Genomic DNA, 26,453 nt, shown 5'->3' with positions numbered 1-26,453 from the left:
CGCCTCACATGATCGGCCGCCAGCCCAGAGGGCGGCGGCGGGCGGTCACGGGGCGCTGATGGCGCGCGGTCTCGGCCAAGCCCAGCACCGCCCCGGCAAAGAGCCATGTCAGCGGCGTGAGTGTGGCATTGGGCAGCATGTCAATCAGGTTGACCGCGAGCAAGAGCGCCACCGGGCCAATCAGGCGCATATGAGCCGCATCGCCCAGACGGCGACCATAGACCCAGAGCATCAGGACCGGCAGGGCAATCAGGCCAAATTCCGCCAGATACCCAACCCAGCCGAAAATACCGATCAGGATGATCCAGCGCCCATCGGTCACGGTCTCGATCACGCCGGTGATGGGATTGAGGATATGGTTACGCCCCCAGCTGCCCCAGCCAAAGAGCGGCTTTTCAAGGGCGCGTTCCATCAGGATGTCCTCGTTATCGAGGCGGAAGCGCAGGGAATTGGCGCGCTCGGGGTCCACCTTGGCGGCCTGTTCGAGAATCCAGTCCACGGGGATCAGGCCTGCGCCCTTGAGCACGGGATAGGCAATCGCCACCACCGCAATGACCCCTGCGATGTGGATTTGCATCCGGGTGGGCAGGAACAGCGCCAGAGGGGCCAGATAGACGCCGTAGATGAGCGACCCCAGCGATTTGCAGAGCACCAGCACGCCGCCGAGATAGAGCGCCGCCAAGAGGTAAAAGATGCGCCGCCGCACATCCGCCTCGCGCGCAAGCGCGATGGCGCAGGTCATGGCCATGACCGTGAAGAAGGCCACCCAGAGGCCATGATACATGAAGACGATGGGGCGGAAGCCGCCCGCGCGCATCATCTGCTCGAAACTGTGCTGGAAGTAGCCGTAAATCCAGATGTTGAGCTGGGGAGAGAGCCGCACCTCGAGGAGCATCGGCAGGGAATAGATCAACCCGCCCAGCATCAGCGCCTTCACCAGTTCGCGCAGCCCCTCAGGCGTGGCCAGATGTTGCCGCGCCAGCAGAAAGGGCAAGAGCAGGATGGCTTGCAAGAGGCAGAGCGCCACCATGTCCTTGAGCCCGAGCGCGGGCAGGCCGATACGGCCATAGAACACCGGCTCGCCATTGGTGAGGACCGTGGCCACCGGGCTGAGGATGAAGAGGGCGACAAGGACGCGGGCCGGCAGGGTCTGAGGCAAGAGCGGCGCGCGGGCCTTGGCATGGATGAGGCAGATGACAAAAGTGGCAAGGCTGGGCAGCGATTCCTTGGTCAGGGGTGGCATCAGCGGGAAATCGAAGGCCGCAGGCGGCGGAGGCAGGAACATATAGGCGCCCAAGAGCGACCAGATCAGCGCACGCTCCATGGGCCAACGCCGGAACATCACCAGCGTGATCAGCGGCCAGGCGGCCAGCATCAGATAGGCCAAGGCATTGGGCATGACGCGCCGGGCACCTCTTTGACTGTTTCGCCGGTCTGGCAGCGGGTCGCAGCGCGCCCCACAAAGCCAGATGGCACGGATAGCCTAGGTGCCAAAACCGATGAATTTCAATAGATTCAGACCGATGCGCCGCGATTTTGGCCGCTAGGTGCATCAATGCGCCAGTCCCGGTCAGATTGTCCCGCGCGCAGGCAAGGGCGGTGCAGGTGCCTAACAGCCGGTCCCGCTCAAGACCACGCGGAAAGTGCAGAGCATCACGCGCAGGTCGGTCCACAAGGACAGCTCACGCAGATACTTGGTATCGAATTGGGCGCGTTCGGCAAAGCTGCTCTCGTTGCGCACCGAAATCTGCCAATAGCCGGTGATGCCGGGACGCAGGGCGTAATAGCCGCGAGCGGGATAGAGCGCCTTTTGGTTGGGCATCATGGGGCGCGGGCCCACGATGGACATATCACCGATCAGCACGTTCCACAGTTGCGGCAGCTCATCGAGCGAGGTCTTGCGGATCAGCCGACCGATGCGGGTGATCCGCGGATCATGGCGCAGTTTCTGATGCTCGTCCCATTCCAGACGACGGGCGGGATTGGCCGCAAGATAGCTCTCAAGCTGTTCATCGGCATTCAGCACCATGCTGCGCAGTTTCCACATCCGGAAGATGCGGCCATTCTTGCCAACCCGGTCCTGCGAATAGAAGGGCGACGCGCCATCCCGTGCAATCAACACGCAAAGGGCGAGTACGACCGTGAGCACGGCGGGTGCCGCAAGCAGGACGATCACAATATCCAGAACGCGCTTAAAAAAATGTCCGTAGACCTGAACCGATTTCAATCCGACGGTCGGATTTTGAATCAAATTCGCGTCTTCCCGGCGCAAAGGCACCGAAATAGATCGCAGTGACATGGCAGCTCTCCCCAGAATCTCGAAACCCTAAAACCGTTTACACATACCCCGCCCTGCCTGTTGCCACGGGCCGCGCCTGTCGTCTGGCGCACCGTTACAATGATGTCCGAAATGTGGCGCAACTGTCGCCAGAGTTCGGCAGGCTGGGACCAAGTAATGCGTCACTTTTCGCATATGACTTCGGTCAGGCAATTCACCCCGAGGATACGACCGGCCAATGCCCCCACTGCCTGTCATTTCCAGATTTACTAGTTATTAACGTAACTTACATGTTGATGCACCTTGCCTCTGACCAAGTCAAGGACCCCGAAAAAATACAACTCAGGGGTGTTTTCGGCCGCCACCGCTTCCCGTCAGGTCACGGCAGCCCCCCCTGTGGCCGCCCATGTTTTGCCACAATGCGTCTTGCCCATTTTGTCCGGATGCGGCCAGATCATGCCACATTTTAACCACAAACTGTCCCTCGAACTGTTGACGGCATCACGGATCGCACAGGGGGTTGTGCGCCGGATTGTCCCGCCTCTCGAAACAACCCTTCGATACGCCGCGCATTGCCGCCGCGATAGGGGGAAAAATACCGCTTTGGTTGCCAAGCACGGGTTGCGACGTAGCGTAATGTTGCAGCCCTGGAAACAGGAGATGATCTGGACCGTGCGCCGAAGCCCTCGCAGGCAGAGCTGCGTTGTGCGACGCAGGCGCGACACATTTCTGACACGTTTAAGGAGAGCTTTGAGGGGAACTTTTACGGGATCAAATGGCGTCGCGGTGTGAAATTTCAGCGAATCACTCAGTCAGCACGGTGCAAAAACACCGGACTCCGCATGAAAACGCCGCCCGACAGGACCGAGCGGCGATTGTGGCGAAATTAGGGCCGGGGTCCGGCCGGGGCTTTGCAGCCGGTCAGGCGCGCACAAGCGCCTCGTAGGCCTGTGAGACGTCGCGCGTCATCGCGCCCACCTCAAAGGTGTAGTCGCCGATCTGGCCCACCGGCGTCACCTCGGCGGCGGAACCGGTCAGCCAGCACTGTTCGAACCCTTCCAACTCTTCCGGCATGATATGGCGCTCATGCACCTTGATCTGGCGATCCTTGAGCATGCCGATCACGGTCTGGCGCGTGAGGCCGTTGAGGATCGCATCGGCCAGCGGCGTATGCACCTCGCCATCCTTGACGAAAAAGATATTGGCCCCCGTCGCCTCGGCCACATAGCCGCGATAGTCGAGGAACATGGCATCCGAACAGCCCTTGGCCTCGGCGGCGTGTTTGGACATGGTGCAGATCATGTAGAGACCGGCGGCCTTGGCGGCGACGGGGATCGTTTCGGGGCTGGGGCGTTTCCATTTGGCGATGTCGAGCTTGGCCCCCTTCATCTTGGCGTCGCCGTAGTAATTGCCCCATTCCCAGGCGGTGACGGCCATGCGGATCGGGTTGCGCGCAGCGGCAACACCCATGTCGGGGCCCGCTCCCCGGAATGCGACGACACGCACATAGGCATCGGTGAGGTTGTTGGCCTCGAGCACGGCGCGCTTGGCCGCCTCGATTTCATCCACCGTGTAGGGGATCGCCATATCCATCAACTCGCCCGATTTCAGCAGGCGTTCGGAATGGGCGCGGCTCTTGAAGACCTTGCCGCCATAGCAGCGCTCGCCCTCGAAGACCGAGCTGGCATAATGCAGCGCATGGGTCAGGATATGCACATTGGCATCCCGCCAGTCCACCATTTTGCCATCCATCCAGATTTTGCCGTCCCGATCGTCATAGCCAGACATTTCCGCTTCCTCTTCGCGATGTTTGCATTTATTGCGCTGCTTATGTCCGCCTCGGACATATTATTGCGCAAAAACTGAGATTCGGTAGCAGTTTGATCTTGGAATGTCAACAAAGCTGACTTAATATGAAATATGTGGCGTGATGATTGTGAACGGAGCCTGAGCATGGCCGAAATGCATGGTGGCGAAAACCTGTTGTTTCTCACCGACGAGCAATTGCGTCAGGGTATCGAGGCGATGTTCTTTGCCTATCGCGGATTTACCGCCGATCCCGACCGTATTCTGGCCACCATGGCCTATGGCCGGGCGCATCACCGGGCGATCCATTTCATCGCGCGCAGCCCCGGCACCACGGTCAACAACCTGCTGGCCATCCTTGGCGTGACCAAGCAATCCCTGAACCGCGTGCTGCGCACCCTGATCGAGGACGGGCTGGTCGAGAGCCGGGTCGGCACCACGGACAAGCGCGAGCGGCACCTGACCTTGACCGAAGCGGGGGCGGCACTTGAGCGCAAGCTGTCGGACGCACAGCGCGCGCGCATGCGCGCCGCCTATCGCGCGGCGGGTCCGCAGGCCGTCGCCGGGTTCCGTCAGGTACTGGAGGCGATGATGGAACCAGACTTGCGCCGCCGTTATCATGCCATCCGGGAGAGTGACACATGACCGAGCCCGCCCCGCATCTGCTGATTGTGGATGACGACGAGCGTATTCGCGGCCTTTTGCGCAAGTTCCTGATGCGGCATGGATTCCTGGTGTCCGTGGCGCGCGACGCAGGCCATGCGCGCCGCGTGCTGGCGGGGCTGGATTTCGACCTCATCGTGCTGGATGTGATGATGCCCGGCGAGAGCGGGGTGGAATTGACGCGCGCGCTGCGCGCCACCCACAAGACGCCGATCCTGCTCTTGACCGCCAAGGGAGAGACACCCGACCGGATCGAAGGGCTGGAGGCGGGCGCCGATGACTATCTGCCCAAGCCGTTCGAGCCCAAGGAACTGTTGCTGCGGATCAACGCGATCCTGCGCCGAATGCCCGAGCCCGAGCAGGAGCCCGCGCAACCCAAGATCGTGCATCTGGGGCCGGTGCGCTATGACATCGAGCGCGCGGAACTCAGCCGGGCGGGCAAGCCTGTGCGCCTGACCGCGACCGAGGTGCAGCTGATGCGGATCTTTGCCGAGAACCTGCGCAAGCCGGTGAGCCGCGCCAAGCTGGTCGAGGATCTCGGCCGCGACGGTGGGCAGGCGCAGGAACGCGCGGTGGATGTGCAGATCACCCGTTTGCGCCGCAAGATCGAGAGCGATCCCAAGCAGCCGCGTTATCTGCAGACCGTGCGCGGCGAGGGCTATATGCTGTCGTCGGACTGAGCGTGGCCCCCATACATTCCAAAATCACGATATTTGCACGCATAAGTGACTGACTGAAATCAAACAACCGTTGAGCGCGTGGTGCCTGCGTGAAAAGCTTTGCCTGTCGGCCGATCAGGCTTGGACAGATCGTTTCGCAGGAGAACCACAAATGCATTTTAGATTTGAGACAGCGCGCCTTGCGGCGCTGAGCGCAGTCACCTTGCTGCTGGCGGGCGGGGCGATGGCCGCGCCCGTATCCGTCAGCGCGGTCATGGACCCGCAAGAGCAGATGCGCTTTGAGATGGGCGACGGCACCCCGCATTTCGTACTGGCGGTGCGCCGCGAAGGCGTATCCGAGGGAGAGGGCGTGCTGGCCGGGGCAAAGGTCACGGAATTCGGCTGGCATGACATTCAGCCGCCCCTGGGGGGCGACCCGCGCGGCTATCTGCGGTTCGAGGCGGAAAACGGCGATGTGGCGGTCATCAAGTTCACCGTGCGCGCCGTTTTCATGAAAGGGGCCGACAAGCCCGCCCTGCATGATGACGGGTTTTGGGAACTGGTCAGCGGCACCGGGCAATTCGCGGACAAGCGCGGGGTTGGCGCGCTCAAGATCGAACCGGCGGGCGATCCCAAGCGGCTCTTTACCCTGGTAGGCGAGATCGGCGACAAGCCTTGATTTGAAAAGTGGGATGGGGGCGCTGCCCCCGTCCCGGATTTCATCCGGGACTCCCCCGAGGTATTTTGGGCCAGATGAAGCCGGAGCGGCACGGCATTGACCGCATCGCGGCGCGCTACCCTCTTGATAGAGGGGCGGCGGCACTGTATCTGCGGTGCATGACACGGGTTTTCGACATGGATGATCGCGCGCGCCTGCCCTGGAGGTTCTTTGGGGCGATGTGCAGCATTACTGCGCGCCTATGAGGCGCGCTGCCTTTTCGTGACGTCTCTTAGCCAATCCAACCAGCAAAACGGGAGAGGACGCATGTCCCCCAAGACACTCTATGACAAGATATGGGATGCCCATGTGGCCCATGAGGCCGAAGATGGCACGTGCCTTTTGTATATCGACCGCCACCTCGTGCATGAGGTGACAAGCCCGCAAGCCTTTGAAGGGCTGCGGATGGCCGGGCGCAAGGTACATGCCCCCGACAAGACCATTGCCGTGCCCGATCACAACGTGCCCACGACGCTCGACCGCGCCAATGCCGCCACCATGACCGAGGACAGCCGTATTCAGGTTGAAGCGCTGGACAAGAATGCGCGCGATTTCGGCATTCATTATTATCCGGTGTCGGATGTGCGGCAGGGGATCGTGCATATTGTCGGCCCCGAACAGGGCTGGACCCTGCCCGGCATGACGGTGGTGTGCGGCGACAGCCACACCGCGACGCATGGGGCCTTTGGCGCGCTCGCGCATGGCATCGGCACCTCGGAGGTCGAGCACGTGCTGGCGACGCAGACGCTCATTCAGCGCAAGGGCAAGAACATGAAGGTCGAGATCACCGGCAAACTGCGCCCCGGTGTGACCGCCAAGGACATCACGCTCTCGGTCATCGGCGCCACCGGCACGGCGGGCGGCACCGGCTATGTGATCGAATATTGCGGCGAGGCCATTCGCGATCTGAGCATGGAAGGCCGCATGACGGTGTGCAACATGGCGATCGAGGGCGGCGCGCGCGCAGGCCTGATCGCGCCGGACGAAAAGACATTCGAATATGTCAAAGGCCGGCCGCACGCGCCCAAGGGCGCGCAGTGGGAGGCGGCGCTCAATTGGTGGAAAACGCTCTATTCCGATGACGACGCGCATTGGGACAAGGTGGTGACACTCAAGGGTGAGGATATCGCCCCCGTCGTGACATGGGGCACGAGCCCCGAGGACGTGTTGCCGATTACCGCCACCGTGCCTGCGCCCGAAGATTTCAGCGGCGGCAAGGTGGATGCGGCCCGCCGGTCGCTGGAATACATGGGCCTCAAGCCCGGTCAGAAGCTGAGCGAGGTCGAGATCGACACCGTCTTTATCGGCTCTTGCACCAATGGCCGGATCGAGGACCTGCGGGCCGCGGCCGAAATCCTGAAGGGCAAGAAGATCAAGGTGAAACGCGCCATGATCGTGCCCGGCTCTGGCCTTGTGCGGGCGCAGGCCGAAGAAGAGGGGTTGGCGGATATTTTCATCGAGGCCGGTTTTGAGTGGCGGCTTGCGGGTTGTTCGATGTGCCTTGCGATGAACCCCGACCAGTTGTCGCCGGGCGAGCGCTGCGCGGCCACCTCGAACCGCAACTTCGAAGGGCGTCAGGGCCGGGGCGGACGCACCCACCTGATGAGCCCCGCCATGGCGGCGGCGGCAGCGGTGACAGGGCATCTGACGGATGTAAGGGAGATGATGTGATGGAAAAGTTCGAGAAACTCAGCGGTATCGCCGCCCCCCTGCCCCTGATCAATATCGACACCGATATGATCATCCCCAAGCAGTTCCTCAAAACGATCAAGCGGTCGGGGCTGGGGGTGAACCTCTTTGACGAGATGCGCTATGACAGCGAAGGCAAGGAAATCCCCGATTTCGTGCTGAACAAGCCGCAGTATCGCGACGCGCAGATCTTGGTTGCGGGCGACAATTTCGGCTGCGGGTCGAGCCGCGAGCACGCCCCCTGGGCGATCAAGGATTTCGGCATCCGCTGTGTCATCGCGCCGAGCTTTGCCGATATCTTTTACAACAACTGCTTCAAGAACGGCATCCTTCCGATTGCCCTGCCGCAAGAGCAGGTGGATGTGCTGATGAAAGAGGCCGAGAAGGGCGCCAATGCGCGGATCGAGATTGATCTGGAGGCGCAGACCGTGTCGACGTCGGAAGGTCAAATCTTTGGCTTCGAAGTGGATGCGTTCAAGAAGCATTGCTTGCTGGAAGGGTTGGACGACATTGGCCTGACGCTGGAAAAGGCCGCGGCCATCGAGAGCTTTGAGGCGCAGGCGGCACAGGCGCGCCCCTGGGTCTGAACCGGACCGCCACACAAGAAAAGGACGCCGCGGAGCAATTCGCGGCGTTTTCTTTTGGCCGCGCGCCTTGTGGCCAGCCCGACACACGCTACAAGATACAGTGTTTACAGCCCCTTACGCCACAAAGTTGAACCAAGTTTGATGCAATCCTGCACCACTTGGACCCTCAATCGGCCCTAAATCTTTCGTCTTATTAACCAAGGGCTTGTGGTGAATAGTGAAAGTAGGCAAAAATTGGGCGAGATTGAGGCAACCCGCCATAAAGTGTGGGATCAAGTTGGAACAAGGGCGCGGCACCGCATCGCGACCGACCAAGTTGAAGGGGAACGGGCAGTGTTTTCACTGATTCCAGGTGCGCTTGCGCGTGCCATACTGATTGCGATCCTGGTCGCCACGCCCTCTTTGGTCGTGCCGTCCACAGGCGCGGATACCGCGCAGATCGTGATCGTGCTCTCGATCCTCGCGGGGTTCATGACCTTTATCGAATATTACGGCAAATATCCCAGCATCATCGAATTCCGCTTTGCCCCGCCGTTCAACCGATCCAAGTTTTTTGCATTGGCCGCCATCCTCGTGTCATTGTCGATGATCGTGCGCGGCACGACCAACCCAACCGAAGCGACCGAGTGGGTGACGCAATTCGGCCGGGGTTTGGGCGACGCCATCGATTTTCCCTATTCACCCGTGCGTCTGGTGGTGCTGATGATGCCTGCAGATGCCGATGCCGCGCTGATAGACATGGTGCGGATCGCCTCGGGGATTTCCTATACCTTGTCGCTGGTCATGATCCTCTATTTCGTGACGCTGGTGCGGTTCCTGGGCTGGCCTGCACGGTCGGGGGCGTTCAACGTCTGGATCAACCTGCCGCTCTTTGATCCCACAGGCGGCGGCGATGTGCTGCACCGTTTGCGGCGGGATGCCGCTCTTAACGTTGTATTAGGATCTTTGCTGCCATTCTTGATTCCAGCAGTGGTGCGCGCGGCCTCGGGTATGATTGACCCGATTTCGATCACGCAACCGCAAACCTTGATCTGGACGATGACCGCATGGGCGTTTCTTCCTGCCAGCATGTTGATGCGCGGCATCGCGATGAGCCGGATCGCCGACATGATCGAGGACAAGCGCCGCCGCGCCTATGCCGAAGGCGACGCGCTGATCGCAAAGGGGCTGCAGGGCGCCTGATCTGGGGGCTTTTCGCGCTATTTCTCTGCGCACTGCCCGCCTATGCAGACAGACTGCGTCTGGCGAGTTGGAATGTAGACTTGGAACGCGCGGGGCCGGGCCTTCTTTTGCGGGATTTGCGGCAGGGCGACGATGCGCAGATCGCAGCAATCCTGCATGTGCTGGCGCAAACTCAGCCGGATATTCTGGTCTTGCAGGGGGTGGATTATGACCTGGATCTGCTTGCGCTGAGCACGCTGCGCGACCGTATTTCCGACAGGGGCGGGCCACGTTACGAACACCTCTTTGCCCGCGCCCCCAATGCAGGTCTCGCCACCGGGCTCGACATGGATGGCGACGGGCGGCGCGGCGGACCACGGGATGCGCAGGGGTATGGCGCCTTTGCCGGTCAGGGCGGCATGGCGCTCTTGTCGCGCTATCCCGTGGGGGAGGCGGACGCGCGAGACTTCACCGCGTTTCTGTGGCGGGACCTGCCCGGCGCGCTTTTGCCCCGAAAGGGCGATGCCCCCTTCCCCTCAGATGCGGCACAGGCGGTGCAGCGCCTGTCGTCGCGCGCACATTGGGTGGTGCCGGTCCTGCTGCCTTCGGGGCCGTTGCAGGTGATGACCTTTCACGCCACCCCGCCGGTCTTTGACGGCCCGGAGGATCTGAACGGGCGGCGCAACCATGATGAGCTTCGGTTCTGGCAGCTCTACCTTGATGGCGCGTTTGGGCCGTCGCCTAGGGGACGGTTCGTGCTGATGGGCGTTGCCAATCTGGATCCCGAGATCGGCGAGGGGCGGCCTGAGGCACTGCGCGCGCTCTTGGCCGACCCGCGCCTGCAAGACCCCCGCCCGATACGCCCCGGAGAAAAGGCGGCGCAGCTGGAAACCGTCGAATGGCCCCCTCCGGGCCCCGGCGCGCGGCGGGTGTCCTATATCCTGCCCGCCGCTGATTTGAGGGTCGCGGATGCAGGCGTGCATTGGCCGCCCGAGGGCACGCCAGAGGGGGATATGGCCGCCACCGCCAGCCGTCATCGGCTGGTCTGGGTCGATCTGAGCCTGCCGTAACATCGGGGTTTCTTGACCATTCCGGGGCTTGCGTATAGGCCAACGGGCAACATCCAACGCAAGCCAAGGAAACGCCCCATGAGCAACCCATCGCTTCTTATTCTGCCCGGTGACGGTATCGGCCCCGAGGTCATGACCGAGGTGGTCAAGATCATCGACTGGTACGGGGCCAAGCGCGGGCTGGTGTTCGACGTCTCCGAGGATCTGGTGGGCGGGGCCGCCTATGACAAGCACGGCACGCCGCTGCATGACGACACGATGGCACGCGCGCAAGAGGTCGACGCCGTGCTCTTGGGGGCCGTGGGCGGTCCGAAATACGACAACCTCGATTTCAGCGTCAAACCAGAACGTGGCCTTTTGCGGCTGCGCAAGGAAATGGACCTTTTCGCCAACCTGCGCCCGGCGCAATGCTTTGACGCGCTGGCGGATTTTTCAAGCCTCAAGCGGGATGTGGTGGCCGGTCTCGACATCATGATCGTGCGGGAATTGACCAGCGGCATCTATTTCGGCGAGCCGCGCGGCATTTTCACCGAAGGCAATGAGCGCGTCGGCATCAACACGCAACGCTACACCGAGAGCGAGATCGACCGCGTGGCACGTGCCGCGTTCGAGCTGGCGCGCAAGCGGGGCAACAAGGTCTGTTCCATGGAAAAGGCCAATGTCATGGAGTCGGGCATTCTCTGGCGCGAGGTCGTGCAGAAGGTGCATGACGCGGATTACCCCGATGTCGAGCTGAGCCATATGTATGCGGACGCAGGCGCGATGCAGCTTTGCCGCTGGCCCAAACAGTTCGACGTGATCGTCACCGACAACCTCTTTGGCGATTTGCTGTCGGATGCGGCGGCGATGCTCACGGGATCGCTGGGTATGCTGCCGTCCGCCTCTCTCGGCCTGCCGATGGCCAATGGCCGGCCCAAGGCGCTCTATGAGCCGGTGCATGGCTCTGCCCCTGACATTGCCGGACAGGGCAAGGCCAACCCGATCGCCTGTATCCTCAGCTTTGCCATGGCGCTGCGCTATTCGTTCGACCAAGGGGCAGAGGCCACGCGCCTGGAGAAGGCCGTGGAGCAGGTGCTGGCGGACGGGCTGCGCACTGCCGATCTCTTGGGCGAAGAGGGTGTAACGCCGGTCTCTACCTCGGAAATGGGGGATGCCATCGTGGCGGCGCTGGAGGCAAGCCTCTGAGGCGAACGCCGCTACAAAAGTCCAAAGGCCCGCCAATTGCGCGGGCCTTTTTGTTGGAGGGGGTGCACGGCGTAGGTTTGGCTGGGTGGCGGGGGCCAATGCCACAAGAGATGAGCCGCGCATTGACGATTGGGGCCAGCGTCAACCCAATGCAAAAACCGCCGGGAATGCCCCCGGCGGCTCACACTCTTTAACCGTGAACCTTCAGAAAAACCCGAGCTTGTTGGGATTGTAGCTGACCAGCATGTTCTTGGTCTGCTGGTAGTGATCCAGCATCATCTTGTGGGTCTCGCGCCCGATGCCCGATTGCTTGTAGCCGCCAAAGGCCGCGTGGGCGGGGTAGGCGTGATAGTTGTTGACCCAGACGCGGCCCGCCTCGATAGCCCGGCCAAAGCGGTAGGCGCGCGTGCCATCGCGGGTCCAGACCCCGGCCCCAAGGCCATACATCGTGTCATTGGCGATGGCGAGCGCCTCGGCCTCGTCCTTGAAGGTGGTCACGGACACGACCGGGCCAAAGATTTCTTCCTGGAACACGCGCATCTTGTTGTGGCCCTTGAGGATGGTAGGCTGGATGTAATAGCCGCCCGCAATCTCGCCGTTGAAGCGGGCAGCGTCGCCACCGACCAGCACCTCGGCCCCCTCTTCCACACCGATGGTGAAGTAGGACATGATTTTTTCGAACTGCTGCAGGCTGGCCTGTGCGCCGACCATTGTGGTCATCTCGCGCGGGTCGCCCTGCTGAATGGCCTTCACGCGGGCGATGCAGCGCGCGATGAACTCTTCATAGATGTCTTCCTGGATCAGCGCGCGGCTGGGGCAGGTGCAAACCTCGCCCTGATTGAAGGCAAAGAGAACAAAGCCCTCGACCGCCTTGTCGAGAAAGGCGTCATCGGCGGCCATCACATCCGAGAAGAAGATGTTGGGGGATTTGCCGCCCAGTTCCAGCGTCACGGGAATGAGGTTCTCGGTCGCGGCCTCCATGATCTTGCGGCCTGTCGCGGTCGAGCCGGTAAAGGCAATCTTGGCGATGCGGGTGGATTTGGCGAGCGGCGCGCCAACCTCGGCCCCCATGCCGTTGACGATGTTGAGCACACCGGCGGGCAGGAGAGGGGCGACGAGTTCGGCCAGAACCATGATCGCGGCAGGGGTCTGTTCGGCCGGTTTCAGCACGATGCAATTGCCAGCGGCCAAGGCCGGGGCGAGTTTCCACGCCGCCATCAGGATCGAGAAATTCCACGGGATGATCTGACCCACCACACCCAAGGGTTCGTGGAAATGATAGGCGACCGTGTCATGGTCGATCTCGGACATGGTGCCTTCTTGGCTGCGCAGGACGCCTGCGAAATAGCGGAAATGATCGACGGCCAGCGGGATGTCGGCATTGGTCGTCTCGCGAATGGGCTTGCCGTTGTCCCATGTTTCGGCCTGCGCCAAGAGGTCGAGATTGGCCTCGAGCACATCGGCGATCTTGAGCAGGGTGTTGGAGCGCTCAGCGGCCGAGGTACGGCCCCAGGCCTCGCGCGCGGCATGGGCGGCATCAAGCGCCAGTTCCACATCCATCGCGTCGGAGCGGGCGACCTCGCAGATCACCTCGCCGGTGATGGGCGTGATATTGTCGAAATAGCGGCCATTGACGGGGGGCACGAATGTGCCGCCGATGAAATTGTCATAGCGTGTCTTGAAGGGCGAGGCATAGCTGCCCGCGACTTGGGTCATCTCGTTCATTGGGGTTCCTCCGGTTGCGCCCGGTCCTCCGCCGGGAATGACCAGAGAATGCGCCCTGCCCCGGCTTGCGTCACCGGGGGGGCGGGGCACCGGGCGGCCCACCTGTCTCAGGAGTGAGACACATCAATGCAGGTTTTCACCGATCCCCAGCCGTTTCATCCGGCGATAGAGCGTGGCGCGGCCGATACCCAAAGCGCGCGCCGCCTCGGACACATTGCCGGACGCGCGGGCAAGGGCGCGAATCACCGCTGCCCGCTCTGCCCGCTCAAAGCCGCTGGGGCCATCCTCGCGATCAAAGATGTCAGAGGCGGGAACAGGGCGGATCGGCCCGGTGGCCCCCAGATTGAACGCCTTGCGCGCGGCGCGGGTGGCACCCACGACGATGTCATCGGTATCGACCGCGAGCAGCATCGCCGCCTCGGTTTCGTCGTGGTCGGCATAGAGAATACGAGCGCGCGGATGGGCGGCGCGGAAATTGTCGGCCTCGATCTGGCGGGCGGTCTGGGCCACCATCGCGGCGATCAGGCGGTTGAATGCCTCGGTCTGGTCGGAACGGGCCGAGGACACATCGAGCGCACCGATGATGCGCCCATCCGCGCCATAGATCGGCGCGTCCATACAGCTCATGGCGGTGTTGCGCGCCAGAAAATGCTCATCCCGGTGGATGATGACACGGCGATCCTCGGCAAGACAGGTGCCGATCCCGTTGGTGCCCTCGGAGGCCTCGGACCAATCGGCACCCTGCCAGAGGCCCCAGTCCTGAAAGATCGCGGCATCGCCCTGCGCGCAGCGTTGATCCAGAACAACCCCCTCGGCATCGGTCAGGAGCACGGCACAGCCGGAATGGCCGACAAGGCCGAAGAGCTGATCGAGTTTGGGTGCGGCCACTTGCAGGAATTGCGCCTGCGCGCCCTGGCGGGCAACAAGATCGCTGGCCTCTACCCGCCCCGGCGCGCGGCGTTCGGCGGGGTCCAGCCCATGCTTGAGCATCGAGCGCCGCCAAGAGGCGACGATGCGCGAGCGCGCGGGCGCAGAGGCTGACTGCGATTCCTCGAGAACCTTGTCGATATGGGTGCGGCGATGGGCGATCTGGGGGCCTCTTGCAATCCCGGCAGCGATGGAATGTCTCTTTAGATGCCAGTGGCGCCTGCCCTGTCAATCCGACCTTCGGACCGGTTGCACAGCGCGGGCAAAACACCGCGAAACCCCTTGCAATGCCCCGCCACGCGGTATAATCGCCTGTCTCACGGTCGGGCTGTAGCGCAGCCTGGTAGCGCACCTGCTTCGGGAGCAGGGGGTCGGAGGTTCGAATCCTCTCAGCCCGACCAGTGACACCCTTGAGACGAACGCCGCATGAAAAAGGCCCCTTTCGGGGCCTTTGTTTTTTTGTGGTCCGCGTCTGTCAAACGGTGACAGGGGGCGGCATCCGCCCCCCGCCCGCGATCACAGGAACGTAAAGCTGTCGAGCGTCAGATCTGCGGCCAGCACGGCCTCAACGAGCACGTCGTTGCCGTTCACGTTGAACTGGGCACCGGCCACGGTATCGACGATGCCAAGCGCGTCAACGAAGCCCTGAAGCCCGTTGCCACCGTTGTCGAGGTCGTCGACACGGATGAAGAAGCTGTCGATCCCCACCTCGAAATCGGTGATGAGGTCGAAATCGCCCGCGACAAATTCGTTGAACACGAAGAGGTCCGCGCCTTCGCCGCCCGACATCTCGTCATTGCCAGCTCCGGCATTGATCGTGTCATTGCCCGCGCCACCGTCGATGATGTCATCACGGCCACCGCCTGCGAGGAAGTCGTTGCCGTCACCGCCGAAGATATCGTCATCGCCTTCGCCGCCGCCGATCTGATCGTCGCCTGCGCCGCCCAGGATCGTATCCTGCCCAGTGCCGCCGCCGACGATGTCATTGCCGTCGCCTGCATCGATGCTGTCGCTGCCAAAGCTGCCGGACATTGAATCGTCGCCCGCGCCACCGCCCAGCGTATCATTGCCGGCACCACCGCTGACCACGTCATTGCCGTCACCACCTGCGGCTATGTCATCGCCTTGGCCTGCGCCGATCACGTCATCGCCGGCGCCGCCGTCAATCGTGTCATTGCCCAGGCCGCCGCCGATCCGGTCAGCGCCATCCTCACCGAGCACGAAGTCATTGCCGTCGCTGGCGGCCAGCACGTCATCGCCTGCGCCGCCTTCGATCGTGTCGTCCCCGGCCCCGCCGACGACGCTGTCATTGCCAGCGCCCGCAAGGGCAAGCGCGCCGTCATCGGAGAGGGTGATGAAATCCGACCCGCCGTTGGAGAAGAGCGCGCTCCACCGTGCTTGGGCGTTTTCCGCAACCTGCTCGCCCACTTGCAGACCGAACAAGTTGCCGTCCTGAATGTGGATGCCGCCGAAAATGCGGGACTGTCCCGCTTCCTGCGCTGCCTCGGTCAGGGTTTCCCACCGCAGCACGATCGGATCACCGCCATCGGCGCGATCCTCGAAGGTCAGCTCAGAGGTGACGAATTCGCCAAGCAGGTCGAGACCTTCGACACCGTCGAGGTCATAGTTGCTGACGCTGGTGCCATCGTAATAGGCATCGCTGCCCAGATAGGCGGCCAGGGTCCGCGCGGCGGCTGCCGAAAAGGTCGAGTGACCCGAAACAAATTCGGGGAAGGGCGGCGTGGGCGCCGTCACATCCTGATACGGCAGCCAGTTCTGGCCAAGGATGGTCTGGGTGCCCTGGTTCGGACCGCCCCATGCCTGAATTTCCTGATCGAAGAAGAGATCACGAATGGCCGAATAGGGGCGAATGTAGGTATAGGTGTATTTCGCCTCCCAGGTCGCGATCCCGGCGTCGAAAATGGCGGTGCTAAGCGCAAAGAACATCTCGGCGTCCTGCGCATTGCCATGGCCGTCGCGCAGCGCCAGATCCTGAGCGATCTGGAACCAGTGACCCGGAGGTGTCTCGCCGCGCGGACCGTTGGCCCAGTATTCGGCAATCAGCTTTTGCTCATCGGTCAGGTTGGCAGAGATTTCGAGCACTTGGCCGATTTGTGCGCGATAGGCGGCATCGCCCGTGGTGACATTGCCAAGCCCGTCGACATACTCGGAGAAATCACCGAGTTGCGGCGGTGCGGGCGGACGGAACTGATCGCCCGACGTCAGGGCGAAACCGTCAACGCCGCCCCAATGCGGGGTCAGGGCGCTTTGATCCTTGAAGGTGCTGGGATCATCATTGTCAAAGATCGGAATACCGTTGTCATCGGTCAGCGTGCCATTCGGCTCGCGCAGCGGCTGCCACTGGTTGGGATCGAAATTCTCGCCACCGGGCGCACGATCCGAGGTCGGATCAGCCTCGTTCACGGGCACGAAGCCGGTGGTATCAGCAAAATCATTCTCGAAGTTCGAGCCGTCATCGGCACGGGCGGCAAAGACATTCTGCGCCGCCAGATTGCCAAGACCGGCCGCCGTGTCCGGATCGGTCGAGACATTGGCCGGGTCGTATCCGAGGTCCACAAGGAAGGCTTCGAAATCAGCGGCTCTTTCCGGGTGAAGCTGGCTCATGACCGTGAAGGCCGCATAGCTGATCGCCTCGGCCAAGTTTGCATCGGTGTTCTCGAGCGAGGTCTCGATCTCGGAGTAGTGGCCCGAGGCAGTGGTCGACAATGCGGCATAGGCATCGTAGATCGCCGCATTCGCAAGGTGCAGTTGATAGGTTGTGGGTGTGGGGGCTGGTCCGCCTTCGCGGATTACTTCAAGTTGAAGTTCATTCCACTGGGCGACGACAGATTGTTGAATAGGTTCCATAAATTCTTCCTGTTGATCAAAGGTGTCCGTCACCGGTCACGCAAAATGACGGTGCGTAACGTTTGCGTGTATCCTTGATTCAGATCAAGGAATTTCTGAGAGATACCCTGCACTATTAACGATTATTCTGGATTTTTGCACAGACTCACGGCGCGCCCGAACCTACGCGAGCGGAGGCCGTGCACCCCACGACGCAGGGTTGTGAATGCGCCCCTCCAGGGTGGAGAGGGGCACAGCCGCCTCACATCGAGGCGCGTTCGACCCCTTCGGCGATGGCCGCGCGGAGTTTGCGTTCGAGCGCGGCGCGTTTGCTCTCGGAGTGGAATTTCAGCCCGAACATATCCTTGACGTAAAATGTATCGACCACCTGTTCACCAAAGGTCGCGATCACGGCGGAGGCGATATAAACGTTGTTGGCCGCCAAGGTCCGCGTGAGGTCATAGAGCAGGCCGGGACGGTCGCGGGTGTCCACCTCGATGATCGTGTAGATTTCCGAGCCATCGTTATCAAAGGTGATATGCGTGGGCACGCGGAAGGCGCGTTCGCGTTTCTTGAGCTTGTCGCGGGATTTGATCGCCTCGCGCGGGACCACTTCGCCCTTCAGTGTCTTTTGGATCATGTTGCGCAGGCGCGGCAGGCGGTCGGCCTCGAACGGGTGCCCATCGGCGTCCTGTATCCAGAAAACGGCGGTGGCAAATCCATCCTTGGAGGTATAGGTGCGCGCGTCCACCACATTGGCCCCCACCAGCGCCAGGGCCCCCGCCAGACGCGAGAAAATGCCCGGATGATCGGCCAGCGCGAAACAGGCGCGGGTCGCGTCGCGGTCCTCGTCAATCGCCAGATCAATGGCGATCTCATCCTCGTGCAGATTGTGCAGGAGGCGGGCAAAGACCACATGCGCGGTGACATGCAGCCCCTGCCAATAGGGTGGGTAATGGCGCGAGGTCTCGTGCTTGAGGTCCTTGGCATCCCAACCGGGCAGCGCCTCGCGAAGGTTGCGCTTGGCATCCGAGCCGCGCTGTTCGCGGTTGAGATCCTCAAGCCCGCCTTCCATGGCGCGGCGGGTCTGGCGGTAGAGCGCGCGCAAAAGCGACGCCTTCCAGTTGTTCCAGGTGCCGGGGCCCACGCCACGAATATCGCAAACGGTGAGCAGCAAGAGGAGGTCAAGCCGCTCGCGCGTCTGCACCGCCTTGGCGAAATCACGCACGGTACGGGGATCGGCAATGTCGCGTTTCTGCGCCATGTCGGACATCAGAAGGTGATAGCGCACCAGCCATTCCACGGTATCCACCTCGCGCGGCTTCAGCCCCAGACGGGGCCCAACGCGGCGTGCGATGCGCGCGCCCAGGATGGCGTGATCCTCTTCGCGCCCCTTGCCGATGTCATGCAAGAGAAGCGCGACATAGAGCACGCGCCGGTTGATCCCCTCCTTGAGGATGGAGGAAGAGACCGGCAGTTCCTCGATCAATTCGCGCCGCTCGATCTGGGCCAGGTGGCTGATACATTGGATGATATGCTCATCCACCGTGTAGTGGTGATACATGTTGAACTGCATCATCGCCACGATGGGTTCGAATTCGGGCAGAAAGGCCGATAGCACGCCCAATTCGTTCATCCGCCGCAGGGCGCGTTCAGGATTGCCGTGTTTCAGCAGGAGGTCGAGAAAGAGCTTCTGTGCCGCCGGGTCATTGCGCATACGCTCGTCGATCAGCCCGATATTGGCAGAGACGAGGAGCATCGCGTCGGGATGGATCAAGAGGCCCGTACGCAGCGCCTCTTCGAACAGGCGCAAGAGGTTGAGCGGATCGCCAAGAAACCCCTTGGGATCGACGATGCCAAGGCGGCCATGCACCTCGACATAGCCCTCTTTCAGCGTCTTGCGGCGGCGCAGGAGCCTTTGCAACAGCGGCTCGGACTTGATCTGCGTCGCCTCGAGCTTGGTCAGGAAGATGCGCGTCAGATCGCCCACGGCGGTGGCGTGGCGGAAATAATCCTGCATGAAGATTTCGACCCCGCGCCGGGCGGCGGTGTCCTTGTAGCCCATGCGCTGCGCCACCTCGACCTGCATGTCAAAGGTGAGCTGGTCATTGGGCCGCCCGATGATCAGATGCAGATGACAGCGCACCGCCCAGAGGAAGTTTTCGGCCTTGGCAAAGGTGGCAAATTCCTCGGGGGTGAACATGCCCAAGGCCACGAGTTCGCTCACATCACGGACGCGGTGCAGGTATTTGGCGATCCAGAACAGCGATTGCAGGTCTCGCAGACCGCCCTTGCCCTCTTTGACATTGGGCTCGACCATATAGCGCTCGCCCTGCTTTTCGTGCCGCGCGTCGCGTTCCGCCAGCTTGGCCTCGGCAAAGGCGCGCTCAGTGCCCTTGAAGAGATCGTCCCAGAGGCGTTGATTGAGTTTCTCGGCCAGATCGCCTTCGCCCGCCAGAAAGCGGTTTTCGAGGAGGGCGGTGCGGATCGTGTAATCCTCTGCGCCCAAGCGCAGGCAGTCGCGGATGGTGCGGCTGGCATGGCCCACCTTGAGCCGCAGATCCCAGAGCATGTAGAGCATCGATTCAATCACGCTCTCGGCCCAGGGGGTGATCTTGTAGGGCGTGAGAAACAGCAGGTCTACATCGGAATGCGGGGCCATTTCTCCACGGCCATAACCGCCCACGGCAAAGACGGCGATGCGCTCGGCCTCGGTCGGGTTGGGCAGCGGGTGCATCACACGGGTGGCCACATCGAGCGTGGTCAGGATCACGCAATCCGTGAGCCAGCAATAGGCGCGGGTGGTGGCGCGCGCGGCAAAGGGCTGGGCCGCCAGCCCCTCGGCAATCGCGGCGCGGCCTTGGGCAATGCGGGCGCTCAGGCAGGAGACGACCGCCCGGCGCAGCGCGCCCATGTCCGGCCCGGCCTCGGCCACGGCCTGCGCGACCTCTGCCGCGACGGCGGGAACATCGAAAATCGTCTCGGCGGGACAGATCAGATCGTCCCGCACCGTGATGGGCTGGATCATGTCAGGCGTTTCACACCCGTGTCAGAGCACGTTTGACCGGCGCGGCTCAAAATCCGGCCCCGCCAAAGCTCTGGGGTGCCGGCGACAGGATCGTCACGCGCTTGTCGCGGATCGTGGCCACGGCCAGGCCCCGCTCGTTGCTGCCATCGGAACGAAAGCGAAAGACGCCGCTCACGCCCTGGAACCCGGCGGATTGAGTGAGCGCATTGCGCCCCAGCGCCTCGCGGTTGCCGGATTTCACCAAGGCCCCGACTGCGGCGATGCCGTCGTAGGACAGGCTCGCGATCGGATGCGGCGCGTTGCCATAGGCGGCGCTGAAACGCTGGGTGAACTGGCTGGCGCGCGCCGGGTCCGGCAGGGCGAACCAGCCCCCCTGAACCCCCGGTAGATCGAGCGTCTGCGGCGGGGTATCCCAGCGCGAAAGGCCGATATATTGCACCCGGTCAGGGCCCAGCCCGTTCTCCGGCAGCATCTGGGAAAAGAGTGGCAGGGCACCGGCGGAATTTGCGGTCAGGAAAATCGCATCGGCGGCATTGGTCTCGGCGGCACTCTTGATCTTGGGAATGGCGTCGATCACGCCCTCTTGCGAGAATTCGTAGCCCACGCTGCCCGCCAGCGTCGCGCCATTGTCGCGCACCGCCTGCTCAATCGCCGCACGCCCCAATTGCCCCGCGAGATTGTCGGAATAGACCGCCATGATCCGGGATTTACCCTGGCGGGAGGCAAAATCCGCAAGCCGGTTGGCAGTGGTCTGGAAGGTCTGCCCGAGAATGAAGAGATTGCCGCCCGCAATGGTCGGGTTGTTGGAAAAGGCCAGCACGTTGATGTTGCGCGGGGCCATGGCGACCGCCACGGCATTGGCCGATTCGGCGTGGAGCGGCCCGATGATGATACGCGCACCATCCGCGGCAGCATTGAGGGCCGCCTGCTGCGCCTGCTGTGCTTGGCCTGCGGTGCCATAGACGCGCAGGTCGATCTGCACCCCCGCAAGGTCCGACACGGCAAGCCGCGCGGCGTTTTCCAGATCACGCGCCAACTGCGCCTCTTGCGCATCCGCGCTGCCATGCGGCACGAGGAGCGCCACTGGAACCGGTCCCGAAGGGGCCGTACCGCCACCGCCCGGGGTGGCCACCGACACCGGCTGACAGGCGGCGAGAAAGAGCGCGGCAAGCACAAGGAAAGAGCCGGCGAACGACTTGCGGATGATGTGTAAAACGGCGAACATGCGTATCTCTCACTCCCTTGTTGCGCTTTGCCCTTGGCCAGACGCGATTGCGGACAATCATAACGGTCATACGGAGCGGGTCCAGTGGTGAATCCCAAACAGCAGAAACTGGCCGGTGGTCTCTATCTGATTGCCACCCCCATCGGGACCGCGCGCGACATCACGCTGCGCGCGCTCGACATCTTGGCCTCGGCGGATGTGCTGGTGGCCGAGGATACCCGTAGCCTGCGGCGGCTGATGGAAATTCACGGCGTGTCCTTGGGCGAGCGCCCGCTCTGGCCCTATCACGATCACAATGGCGCGCAGATGCGGCCCCGGATTCTGGCGGCGCTCGAGGCCGGGCAATCGGTGGTCTATGCCTCGGAGGCGGGCACACCGATGGTGGCGGATCCCGGGTTCGATCTGGGCCGCGCGGCGGTGGCAGCGGGGTTTGACCTTGTCTCGGCCCCCGGCCCTTCGGCGGTGATCACGGCGCTGACGCTGGCGGGCCTGCCCACGGATCGGTTTCTCTTTGCGGGCTTCCTGCCCAACACCGCCTCCAAGCGCAAGGCGGTGCTCCGGGAACTGGCGAGCGTGCCCGCGACGCTGGCCTTTTACGAATCACCCAAGCGGGTGGCGGCGATGCTGCGCGATGCGGCCGAAGTGCTGGGGGTTGCGCGCTCGGCGGCAGTCTGTCGTGAATTGACCAAGAAATTCGAAGAAGTCCGGCGCGGCACACTGGAGGAATTGGCCCAGATCTGGGCCGATGCGCCACCGAAAGGCGAAATTGTCGTGATTATTGATCGCGGCGGTTTGGAGAAAATTAAGGAAGACGATTTAGACCATTTGGTGTTGGAGGCGCTGAAGGGGCATTCTGTGCGCGATGCGGCGGATCTTGTGGCGGCGAACACAGGCACGCCGCGGCGCGAGGTCTATCAACGGGCGCTCTTTCTGTCAAAGGGCGGGCAAACAGAGGCGGAGTAAGAGATGCGGCAACTGGCGTTTGATTTCGAGGCCGTTGGCGGGACGGCGATTGTGGTGCCGCCCGACCTCTTGCGCCGTCAGGACCGGGGGCGGCGGGCCTATCTCTCGGGTCAGGCGGCGGAGGCGGCCGTGTTGCGTGCCTATGAACGGTGCTCGGTGGCGCTCTTGCAGCAGCGCTGGCGCGGGCAAAGCGGCGAGATCGACATGATCCTGCGCGCGCCCGATACCTATGTCTTTTGCGAGGTCAAGCAAGCGGCCAGTTTCGACCTGGCCATCGAGCGGCTGCATCAAGGCCAGATGCGGCGGATTCATGCGGCGGCCTCGGAATATCTTGGCCTCTTGCCCGAGGGGCAATTGGCCCCGGTCCGGTTCGACCTGGGGATCGTGGATGGCCGGGGGGATGTGCGCATCCTCGAGAACGCCTTTGGTCATTTCTGAATTGCGCCCCCCGCGCTCTTGCCGCATGTAGGCAGGAGACGGTGAAAAGGGGCAGGATATGAAAATCGCTTTTCAGATGGACCCGATCGGGCCGATCAATATCAACGGGGACAGCACCTTTCGCCTCGCGGAAGAGGCGCAGGCGCGGGGGTATGAGCTGTTTTACTACACGCCCGACCGGCTGGCCTATGACGAGGGGCGGGTGACGGCGCGGGGCTGGCCGCTGACGGTGCAGCGGGTGCAGGGCGACCATTTTCGGCTGGGCGCGGAGCAGACTGTCGATCTGAGCACCTTCGATGTGGTCTGGCTGCGGCAGGATCCGCCGTTCGATATGTTCTACATCACCACGACCCATATCCTGCAGCGGCTGAGCCCCGGCACGCTGGTGGTGAATGATCCCTTCTGGGTGCGCAACTATCCTGAAAAGCTGCTCATCCTCGATTTCCCCCAACTCATGCCGCCCACCGCGATTGCCCGCGACCTGGACACGATCCGGGCCTTTCGCGCACGGCACGGCGATGTGATCCTCAAGCCGCTTTATGGCAACGGCGGCGCGGGCGTGTTCCACCTGCCCGAGAGCGACCGGAATCTCGCCAGCCTGCATGAGATGTTCACCGGATTCAGCCGCGAGCCGCTGATTGTCCAGAAATACCTGCCCGCCGTCAGCAAGGGCGACAAGCGTGTGATTCTGGTCGATGGCGAACCGATCGGGGCCATCAACCGCGTGCCCGCGCAGGGCGAGACGCGCTCGAACATGCATGTGGGCGGGCGGGCTGAAAAGGTAGAGCTGACGGCCCGCGACCGCGAGATTTGCGCCACCATCGGGCCGCTCCTGCGCGAGAAGGGGCAGATCTTCGTGGGCATCGACGTGATCGGCGATTACCTCACGGAGATCAACGTGACCTCGCCCACCGGCTTGCAAGAGCTGGAGCGGTTTGATGGCACCAATGGCGCGGGGCTGATCTGGGATGCCATCGCGGCGCGGCGGGGATGAGCTGGCAGCTGCGCCTCTTGAACCGCCACCTGCGCTGGTTCGAGAAGCCGGCGCTGGCGCGCCATGACAAGGACCGCCTCAGGCGGTCCTTTGCGTTCAAATCCCGGCTCTATTTCCATGCCCCGCTTGGCACGTCGTTTGAACGCGCCAGCCTCGGCGGGGTGCCGGTGCAATGGGCGCGGGCCCGTAGTGTGCAACCTGCACCCGTGATCCTTTATTTCCATGGCGGGGCCTATGTCTTTGGCACCTCGACCACGCATCGCGCGATGCTGGCCAAGCTGTCGGCGCTGACCGGCCTGCCCGCCTGTCTGCCCGATTACCGGCTGGCACCCGAGCATCCCTTTCCGGCGCAGATCGACGATGCGCTGGCGTGTTACCGCGCGCTCCGGGCGACGCATGAGGTGATCATTGGCGGCGATAGTGCGGGCGGCGGGCTGGCGCTGGCGCTCTTGCACGAGATTTTGGCGCAGGGCCTCGCCCCGCCCATGGGTGTCTTTGCCTTTTCGCCGCTCACCGATGTGACCTATTCCGGCGCCTCCGTTGCCGAGAATGCCGCGCGCGATTGCGTGCTGTCGGCCACCCGGATTGGCGAGATGCTGGAGATGTTCTTGCACGGCCAAGACCCGCGCGATCCGCGCGCCTCGCCGCTCTTTGGCCGGTTCACCGGCGCGCCGCCCGTGTGGATGACCGTGGGCGATACCGAAATCCTGCGCGACGACACGCTGCGGATGCAGGCCGCGCTGGTGGCGCAGGGGGTGCAGAGCGTGGCGACCCTCAAGCCCGACCATCCGCATGTCTGGCCCATCTTTCACAATGTTTTGCCCGAGGCAGGGCAAACCCTGCGCGATCTGGCGCGGTGGATCAGGTCTCTTTGACCCCGGCGATGCGAAAGCTGACCGCCTCGGCGACATGCGGCAGGCGGACATGGTCCGAGCCGTCGAGATCGGCGATGGTGCGCGCGACGCGCAACACGCGGTGATAGCCCCGCGCCGTCAGGCCAAAGCGGCTGGCGACACGGGTGACAAGGGCGCGGCCCTCGGCATCGGGTGTGGCGATATCGTCGAGCACCGCCCCTTCGGCATCGGCGTTGAGGCGCATATGGGCGTGGCCCGCAAAGCGCGCCGCCTGCACCGCCCGCGCCCCCGCCACGCGCTCTGCAACCGTGGCCGAGGCATCGCCGGAGGCGGGCAGATCGAGATCGGCAAAGGCCACGGGCGGCACCTCGATCCGCAGATCGAAGCGGTCCATCAGCGGGCCGGAAATGCGCCCGATGTAATCCTCGCCGCAATTGGGCGCACGCGAACAGGCGCGGTTGGGGTCGCTCAGATAGCCGCATTTGCAAGGGTTGGCGGCAGCGATCAGCATGAAACGGCAGGGATATTTCACATGGGCATTGGCGCGGGCGACCATCACCTCGCCGGTCTCTATCGGTTGGCGCAGGGTCTCCAGCACGGTGCGGGGAAATTCCGGGAATTCATCCATGAAGAGCACGCCATTATGCGCAAGGCTGATTTCCCCCGGCTTGGCGCTGCGCCCGCCGCCGACAATCGCGGCCATCGAGGCGGTGTGATGCGGCTCGCGAAAGGGGCGGGCGCGGTTGATGCCGCCCTCTGACAAGAGCCCGGCAAGCGAATGGATCATCGAGGTTTCCAGCGCCTCTGGGGCCGAGAGTGGCGGCAGGATACCCGGCATACGCGCGGCCAGCATGGATTTGCCGGATCCCGGCGTGCCGATCATGATCAGGTGGTGACGGCCTGCCGCCGCGATTTCCAGCGCGCGCTTTGCCCGCTCCTGTCCCTTGACGTCGCGCAGGTCACGGCCCTGCGGTGCTGCGATCACCTCGCCGGGGTCAGAGGCGGGGATGGGCGCCTGCCCGGTGTAGTGGCGCACCACATCCGAGAGCGATGCCGCCGCAATAACCTGCACCGCCCCCACCCAGGCCGCCTCGGGGCCGCAGGCCTTGGGGCAGAGCAGGATGCGATGTTCCTCGGCGGCGGCCATGGCGGCGGGCAGCGCGCCGATCACCGGCACCAACGTGCCGTCGAGCGACAATTCCCCCAATGCCGTCGTGCCCTCGGCGGCATCATGCGGGATGATTTCGAGCGCCGCCAAGAGGGCGAGCGCGATGGGGAGGTCAAAATGGCTGCCCTCTTTGGGCATGTCGGCGGGCGAGAGGTTGATGGTGATCCGCCGCGACGGCAGGGCGATGGCCATGGCCGAGAGCGCCGCACGCACCCGGTCGCGCGCCTCGGACACCGCCTTGTCGGGCAGGCCCACGAGGGAAAAGGCGGGCACGCCCGGCGTGATGGCACATTGCACCTCCACGGGCTTGGCCTCGACCCCCTCAAAGGCCACAGTATAGGCGCGCGCGACCATGCGGTCCCCTATTCATCAGACAAGGTTAATGCGTAGCGCGGCAGGGGTTTAGGAATGGTTAACGCTTGCCCCCCGGTCGCTTGGGCGAATTCGGTCTCGCACCTGCGCGGCATC

General features: G+C 63.1%; 21 protein-coding genes and 1 tRNA gene. 13 read left to right on the top strand and 9 right to left on the bottom strand.

Annotated elements, in window-relative coordinates:
* Nucleotides 1-4: 4 nt before the first annotated feature.
* From ROSMUC_RS09995 to ROSMUC_RS09985, 3 genes are all read right to left on the bottom strand, one after another.
* Nucleotides 5-1,399 (bottom strand): membrane protein, encoded by a 1,395-nt coding sequence (locus tag ROSMUC_RS09995; protein ID WP_037272504.1) that lies wholly within the window; start codon nucleotides 1,397-1,399, stop codon nucleotides 5-7.
* A 210-nt stretch (nucleotides 1,400-1,609) separates the two neighbouring features.
* A complete protein-coding gene (locus tag ROSMUC_RS09990) occupies nucleotides 1,610-2,299 on the bottom strand; it encodes a sugar transferase (RefSeq protein ID WP_037272503.1) in 690 nt (229 codons plus the stop codon).
* Nucleotides 2,300-3,199: 900 nt separating this feature from the next.
* Nucleotides 3,200-4,066, bottom strand: coding sequence for a branched-chain amino acid aminotransferase (locus ROSMUC_RS09985; RefSeq protein WP_037272501.1), 867 nt, complete (start codon nucleotides 4,064-4,066; stop codon nucleotides 3,200-3,202).
* A 165-nt stretch (nucleotides 4,067-4,231) separates the two neighbouring features.
* Here ROSMUC_RS09985 and ROSMUC_RS09980 point away from each other — a divergent pair, with 165 nt between their 5' ends.
* From ROSMUC_RS09980 to leuB, 8 genes are all read left to right on the top strand, one after another.
* Nucleotides 4,232-4,729 carry a MarR family winged helix-turn-helix transcriptional regulator gene (locus tag ROSMUC_RS09980; protein WP_037272981.1) on the top strand — a complete coding sequence of 166 codons (498 nt, stop codon included), beginning with the start codon at nucleotides 4,232-4,234 and terminating at the stop codon, nucleotides 4,727-4,729.
* Complete coding sequence (locus tag ROSMUC_RS09975; RefSeq protein ID WP_037272499.1) at nucleotides 4,726-5,427, top strand: response regulator; 702 nt, start codon at nucleotides 4,726-4,728, stop codon at nucleotides 5,425-5,427. Before ROSMUC_RS09980 ends, ROSMUC_RS09975 begins: the two co-directional genes overlap by 4 nt.
* Before the next feature lie 151 nt (nucleotides 5,428-5,578).
* Nucleotides 5,579-6,085: a hypothetical protein gene (locus ROSMUC_RS09970; protein WP_206018441.1), complete on the top strand. Its 507-nt coding sequence runs from the start codon at nucleotides 5,579-5,581 to the stop codon at nucleotides 6,083-6,085.
* 306 nt (nucleotides 6,086-6,391) lie between these two features.
* On the top strand, nucleotides 6,392-7,795 hold the full coding sequence (gene leuC, locus ROSMUC_RS09960) for a 3-isopropylmalate dehydratase large subunit (protein WP_037272496.1): 1,404 nt from the start codon (nucleotides 6,392-6,394) through the stop codon (nucleotides 7,793-7,795).
* A complete protein-coding gene (gene leuD / locus ROSMUC_RS09955) occupies nucleotides 7,795-8,400 on the top strand; it encodes a 3-isopropylmalate dehydratase small subunit (RefSeq protein WP_037272495.1) in 606 nt (201 codons plus the stop codon). The genes leuC and leuD overlap by 1 nt, the downstream gene beginning before the upstream one ends.
* Nucleotides 8,401-8,733: 333 nt before the next feature.
* A complete protein-coding gene (locus tag ROSMUC_RS09950; RefSeq protein WP_037272493.1) occupies nucleotides 8,734-9,582 on the top strand; it encodes a hypothetical protein in 849 nt (282 codons plus the stop codon).
* Entirely contained in the window at nucleotides 9,582-10,631 is a 1,050-nt protein-coding gene (locus tag ROSMUC_RS09945) for an endonuclease/exonuclease/phosphatase family protein (RefSeq protein WP_037272977.1), read from the top strand. The genes ROSMUC_RS09950 and ROSMUC_RS09945 overlap by 1 nt, the downstream gene beginning before the upstream one ends.
* A 78-nt stretch (nucleotides 10,632-10,709) precedes the next feature.
* The gene (gene leuB, locus ROSMUC_RS09940) at nucleotides 10,710-11,816 is read left to right on the top strand and encodes a 3-isopropylmalate dehydrogenase (protein WP_037272491.1); all 1,107 of its coding nucleotides are present in this window, start codon (nucleotides 10,710-10,712) and stop codon (nucleotides 11,814-11,816) included.
* Between the two features lie 204 nt (nucleotides 11,817-12,020).
* Here the strand turns inward: leuB and adh are convergent, their stop codons facing one another.
* Both adh and ROSMUC_RS09930 read right to left on the bottom strand, forming a co-directional pair.
* A complete protein-coding gene (gene adh / locus ROSMUC_RS09935; protein WP_037272488.1) occupies nucleotides 12,021-13,541 on the bottom strand; it encodes an aldehyde dehydrogenase in 1,521 nt (506 codons plus the stop codon).
* A 123-nt stretch (nucleotides 13,542-13,664) separates the two neighbouring features.
* Complete coding sequence (locus tag ROSMUC_RS09930) at nucleotides 13,665-14,531, bottom strand: GAF domain-containing protein (RefSeq protein ID WP_037272485.1); 867 nt, start codon at nucleotides 14,529-14,531, stop codon at nucleotides 13,665-13,667.
* A gap of 261 nt (nucleotides 14,532-14,792) precedes the next feature.
* On the opposite strand from ROSMUC_RS09930, the gene ROSMUC_RS09925 reads away from it, so the two are divergent.
* Nucleotides 14,793-14,869: transfer RNA gene (locus tag ROSMUC_RS09925), tRNA-Pro, on the top strand.
* Between the two features lie 115 nt (nucleotides 14,870-14,984).
* On the opposite strand, the gene ROSMUC_RS09920 is transcribed toward ROSMUC_RS09925, so the two are convergent.
* The 3 genes from ROSMUC_RS09920 to ROSMUC_RS09910 all read right to left on the bottom strand — a co-directional run bounded on the left by ROSMUC_RS09920 (nucleotide 14,985) and on the right by ROSMUC_RS09910 (nucleotide 21,568).
* Nucleotides 14,985-17,336: a DUF6851 domain-containing protein gene (locus tag ROSMUC_RS09920; protein ID WP_037272975.1), complete on the bottom strand. Its 2,352-nt coding sequence runs from the start codon at nucleotides 17,334-17,336 to the stop codon at nucleotides 14,985-14,987.
* 241 nt (nucleotides 17,337-17,577) lie between these two features.
* The gene (locus ROSMUC_RS09915; protein WP_037272482.1) at nucleotides 17,578-20,343 is read right to left on the bottom strand and encodes a [protein-PII] uridylyltransferase; all 2,766 of its coding nucleotides are present in this window, start codon (nucleotides 20,341-20,343) and stop codon (nucleotides 17,578-17,580) included.
* A gap of 46 nt (nucleotides 20,344-20,389) precedes the next feature.
* Entirely contained in the window at nucleotides 20,390-21,568 is a 1,179-nt protein-coding gene (locus ROSMUC_RS09910; protein ID WP_037272479.1) for a penicillin-binding protein activator, read from the bottom strand.
* Nucleotides 21,569-21,652: 84 nt separating this feature from the next.
* Here ROSMUC_RS09910 and rsmI point away from each other — a divergent pair, with 84 nt between their 5' ends.
* The 4 genes from rsmI to ROSMUC_RS09890 are packed head-to-tail and all read left to right on the top strand — an operon-like array spanning nucleotide 21,653 to nucleotide 24,838.
* Nucleotides 21,653-22,531 (top strand): 16S rRNA (cytidine(1402)-2'-O)-methyltransferase, encoded by an 879-nt coding sequence (rsmI, locus tag ROSMUC_RS09905; protein WP_425442787.1) that lies wholly within the window; start codon nucleotides 21,653-21,655, stop codon nucleotides 22,529-22,531.
* Between the two features lie 3 nt (nucleotides 22,532-22,534).
* A complete protein-coding gene (locus tag ROSMUC_RS09900) occupies nucleotides 22,535-22,969 on the top strand; it encodes a YraN family protein (RefSeq protein ID WP_037272477.1) in 435 nt (144 codons plus the stop codon).
* Between the two features lie 58 nt (nucleotides 22,970-23,027).
* The gene (gene gshB, locus ROSMUC_RS09895) at nucleotides 23,028-23,963 is read left to right on the top strand and encodes a glutathione synthase (RefSeq protein ID WP_037272475.1); all 936 of its coding nucleotides are present in this window, start codon (nucleotides 23,028-23,030) and stop codon (nucleotides 23,961-23,963) included.
* The gene (locus ROSMUC_RS09890) at nucleotides 23,960-24,838 is read left to right on the top strand and encodes an alpha/beta hydrolase (protein ID WP_037272473.1); all 879 of its coding nucleotides are present in this window, start codon (nucleotides 23,960-23,962) and stop codon (nucleotides 24,836-24,838) included. The genes gshB and ROSMUC_RS09890 overlap by 4 nt, the downstream gene beginning before the upstream one ends.
* Here the strand turns inward: ROSMUC_RS09890 and ROSMUC_RS09885 are convergent.
* Nucleotides 24,825-26,339, bottom strand: coding sequence for a YifB family Mg chelatase-like AAA ATPase (locus ROSMUC_RS09885; RefSeq protein WP_037272472.1), 1,515 nt, complete (start codon nucleotides 26,337-26,339; stop codon nucleotides 24,825-24,827). The genes ROSMUC_RS09890 and ROSMUC_RS09885 overlap by 14 nt on opposite strands.
* Between the last annotated feature and the right edge of the window lie 114 nt (nucleotides 26,340-26,453).

The organism is Roseovarius mucosus DSM 17069 (assembly GCF_000768555.3).
In the GTDB taxonomy this organism is placed as follows: Bacteria; Pseudomonadota; Alphaproteobacteria; order Rhodobacterales; family Rhodobacteraceae; genus Roseovarius; species Roseovarius mucosus.
Note: the sequence above shows the minus strand (reverse complement) of the source record. Positions and strands in the feature narration are given on the sequence as shown.

What these genes read in the sequence shown, in the direction of transcription:
- ROSMUC_RS09920 (WP_037272975.1), bottom strand. Translation starts at nt 17,336, where the DNA reads ATGGAACCTATTCAACAATCTGTCGTCGCCCAGTGGAATGAACTTCAA.
- ROSMUC_RS09910 (WP_037272479.1), bottom strand. Translation starts at nt 21,568, where the DNA reads ATGTTCGCCGTTTTACACATCATCCGCAAGTCGTTCGCCGGCTCTTTC.
- ROSMUC_RS09890 (WP_037272473.1), top strand. Translation starts at nt 23,960, where the DNA reads ATGAGCTGGCAGCTGCGCCTCTTGAACCGCCACCTGCGCTGGTTCGAG.
- ROSMUC_RS09980 (WP_037272981.1), top strand. Translation starts at nt 4,232, where the DNA reads ATGGCCGAAATGCATGGTGGCGAAAACCTGTTGTTTCTCACCGACGAG.
- ROSMUC_RS09995 (WP_037272504.1), bottom strand. Translation starts at nt 1,399, where the DNA reads ATGCCCAATGCCTTGGCCTATCTGATGCTGGCCGCCTGGCCGCTGATC.
- leuC (WP_037272496.1), top strand. Translation starts at nt 6,392, where the DNA reads ATGTCCCCCAAGACACTCTATGACAAGATATGGGATGCCCATGTGGCC.
- ROSMUC_RS09990 (WP_037272503.1), bottom strand. Translation starts at nt 2,299, where the DNA reads ATGTCACTGCGATCTATTTCGGTGCCTTTGCGCCGGGAAGACGCGAAT.
- ROSMUC_RS09885 (WP_037272472.1), bottom strand. Translation starts at nt 26,339, where the DNA reads ATGGTCGCGCGCGCCTATACTGTGGCCTTTGAGGGGGTCGAGGCCAAG.
- ROSMUC_RS09915 (WP_037272482.1), bottom strand. Translation starts at nt 20,343, where the DNA reads ATGATCCAGCCCATCACGGTGCGGGACGATCTGATCTGTCCCGCCGAG.
- ROSMUC_RS09985 (WP_037272501.1), bottom strand. Translation starts at nt 4,066, where the DNA reads ATGTCTGGCTATGACGATCGGGACGGCAAAATCTGGATGGATGGCAAA.
- leuB (WP_037272491.1), top strand. Translation starts at nt 10,710, where the DNA reads ATGAGCAACCCATCGCTTCTTATTCTGCCCGGTGACGGTATCGGCCCC.
- ROSMUC_RS09900 (WP_037272477.1), top strand. Translation starts at nt 22,535, where the DNA reads ATGCGGCAACTGGCGTTTGATTTCGAGGCCGTTGGCGGGACGGCGATT.
- leuD (WP_037272495.1), top strand. Translation starts at nt 7,795, where the DNA reads ATGGAAAAGTTCGAGAAACTCAGCGGTATCGCCGCCCCCCTGCCCCTG.
- ROSMUC_RS09930 (WP_037272485.1), bottom strand. Translation starts at nt 14,531, where the DNA reads ATGCTCAAGCATGGGCTGGACCCCGCCGAACGCCGCGCGCCGGGGCGG.
- ROSMUC_RS09975 (WP_037272499.1), top strand. Translation starts at nt 4,726, where the DNA reads ATGACCGAGCCCGCCCCGCATCTGCTGATTGTGGATGACGACGAGCGT.
- adh (WP_037272488.1), bottom strand. Translation starts at nt 13,541, where the DNA reads ATGAACGAGATGACCCAAGTCGCGGGCAGCTATGCCTCGCCCTTCAAG.
- ROSMUC_RS09970 (WP_206018441.1), top strand. Translation starts at nt 5,579, where the DNA reads ATGCATTTTAGATTTGAGACAGCGCGCCTTGCGGCGCTGAGCGCAGTC.
- gshB (WP_037272475.1), top strand. Translation starts at nt 23,028, where the DNA reads ATGAAAATCGCTTTTCAGATGGACCCGATCGGGCCGATCAATATCAAC.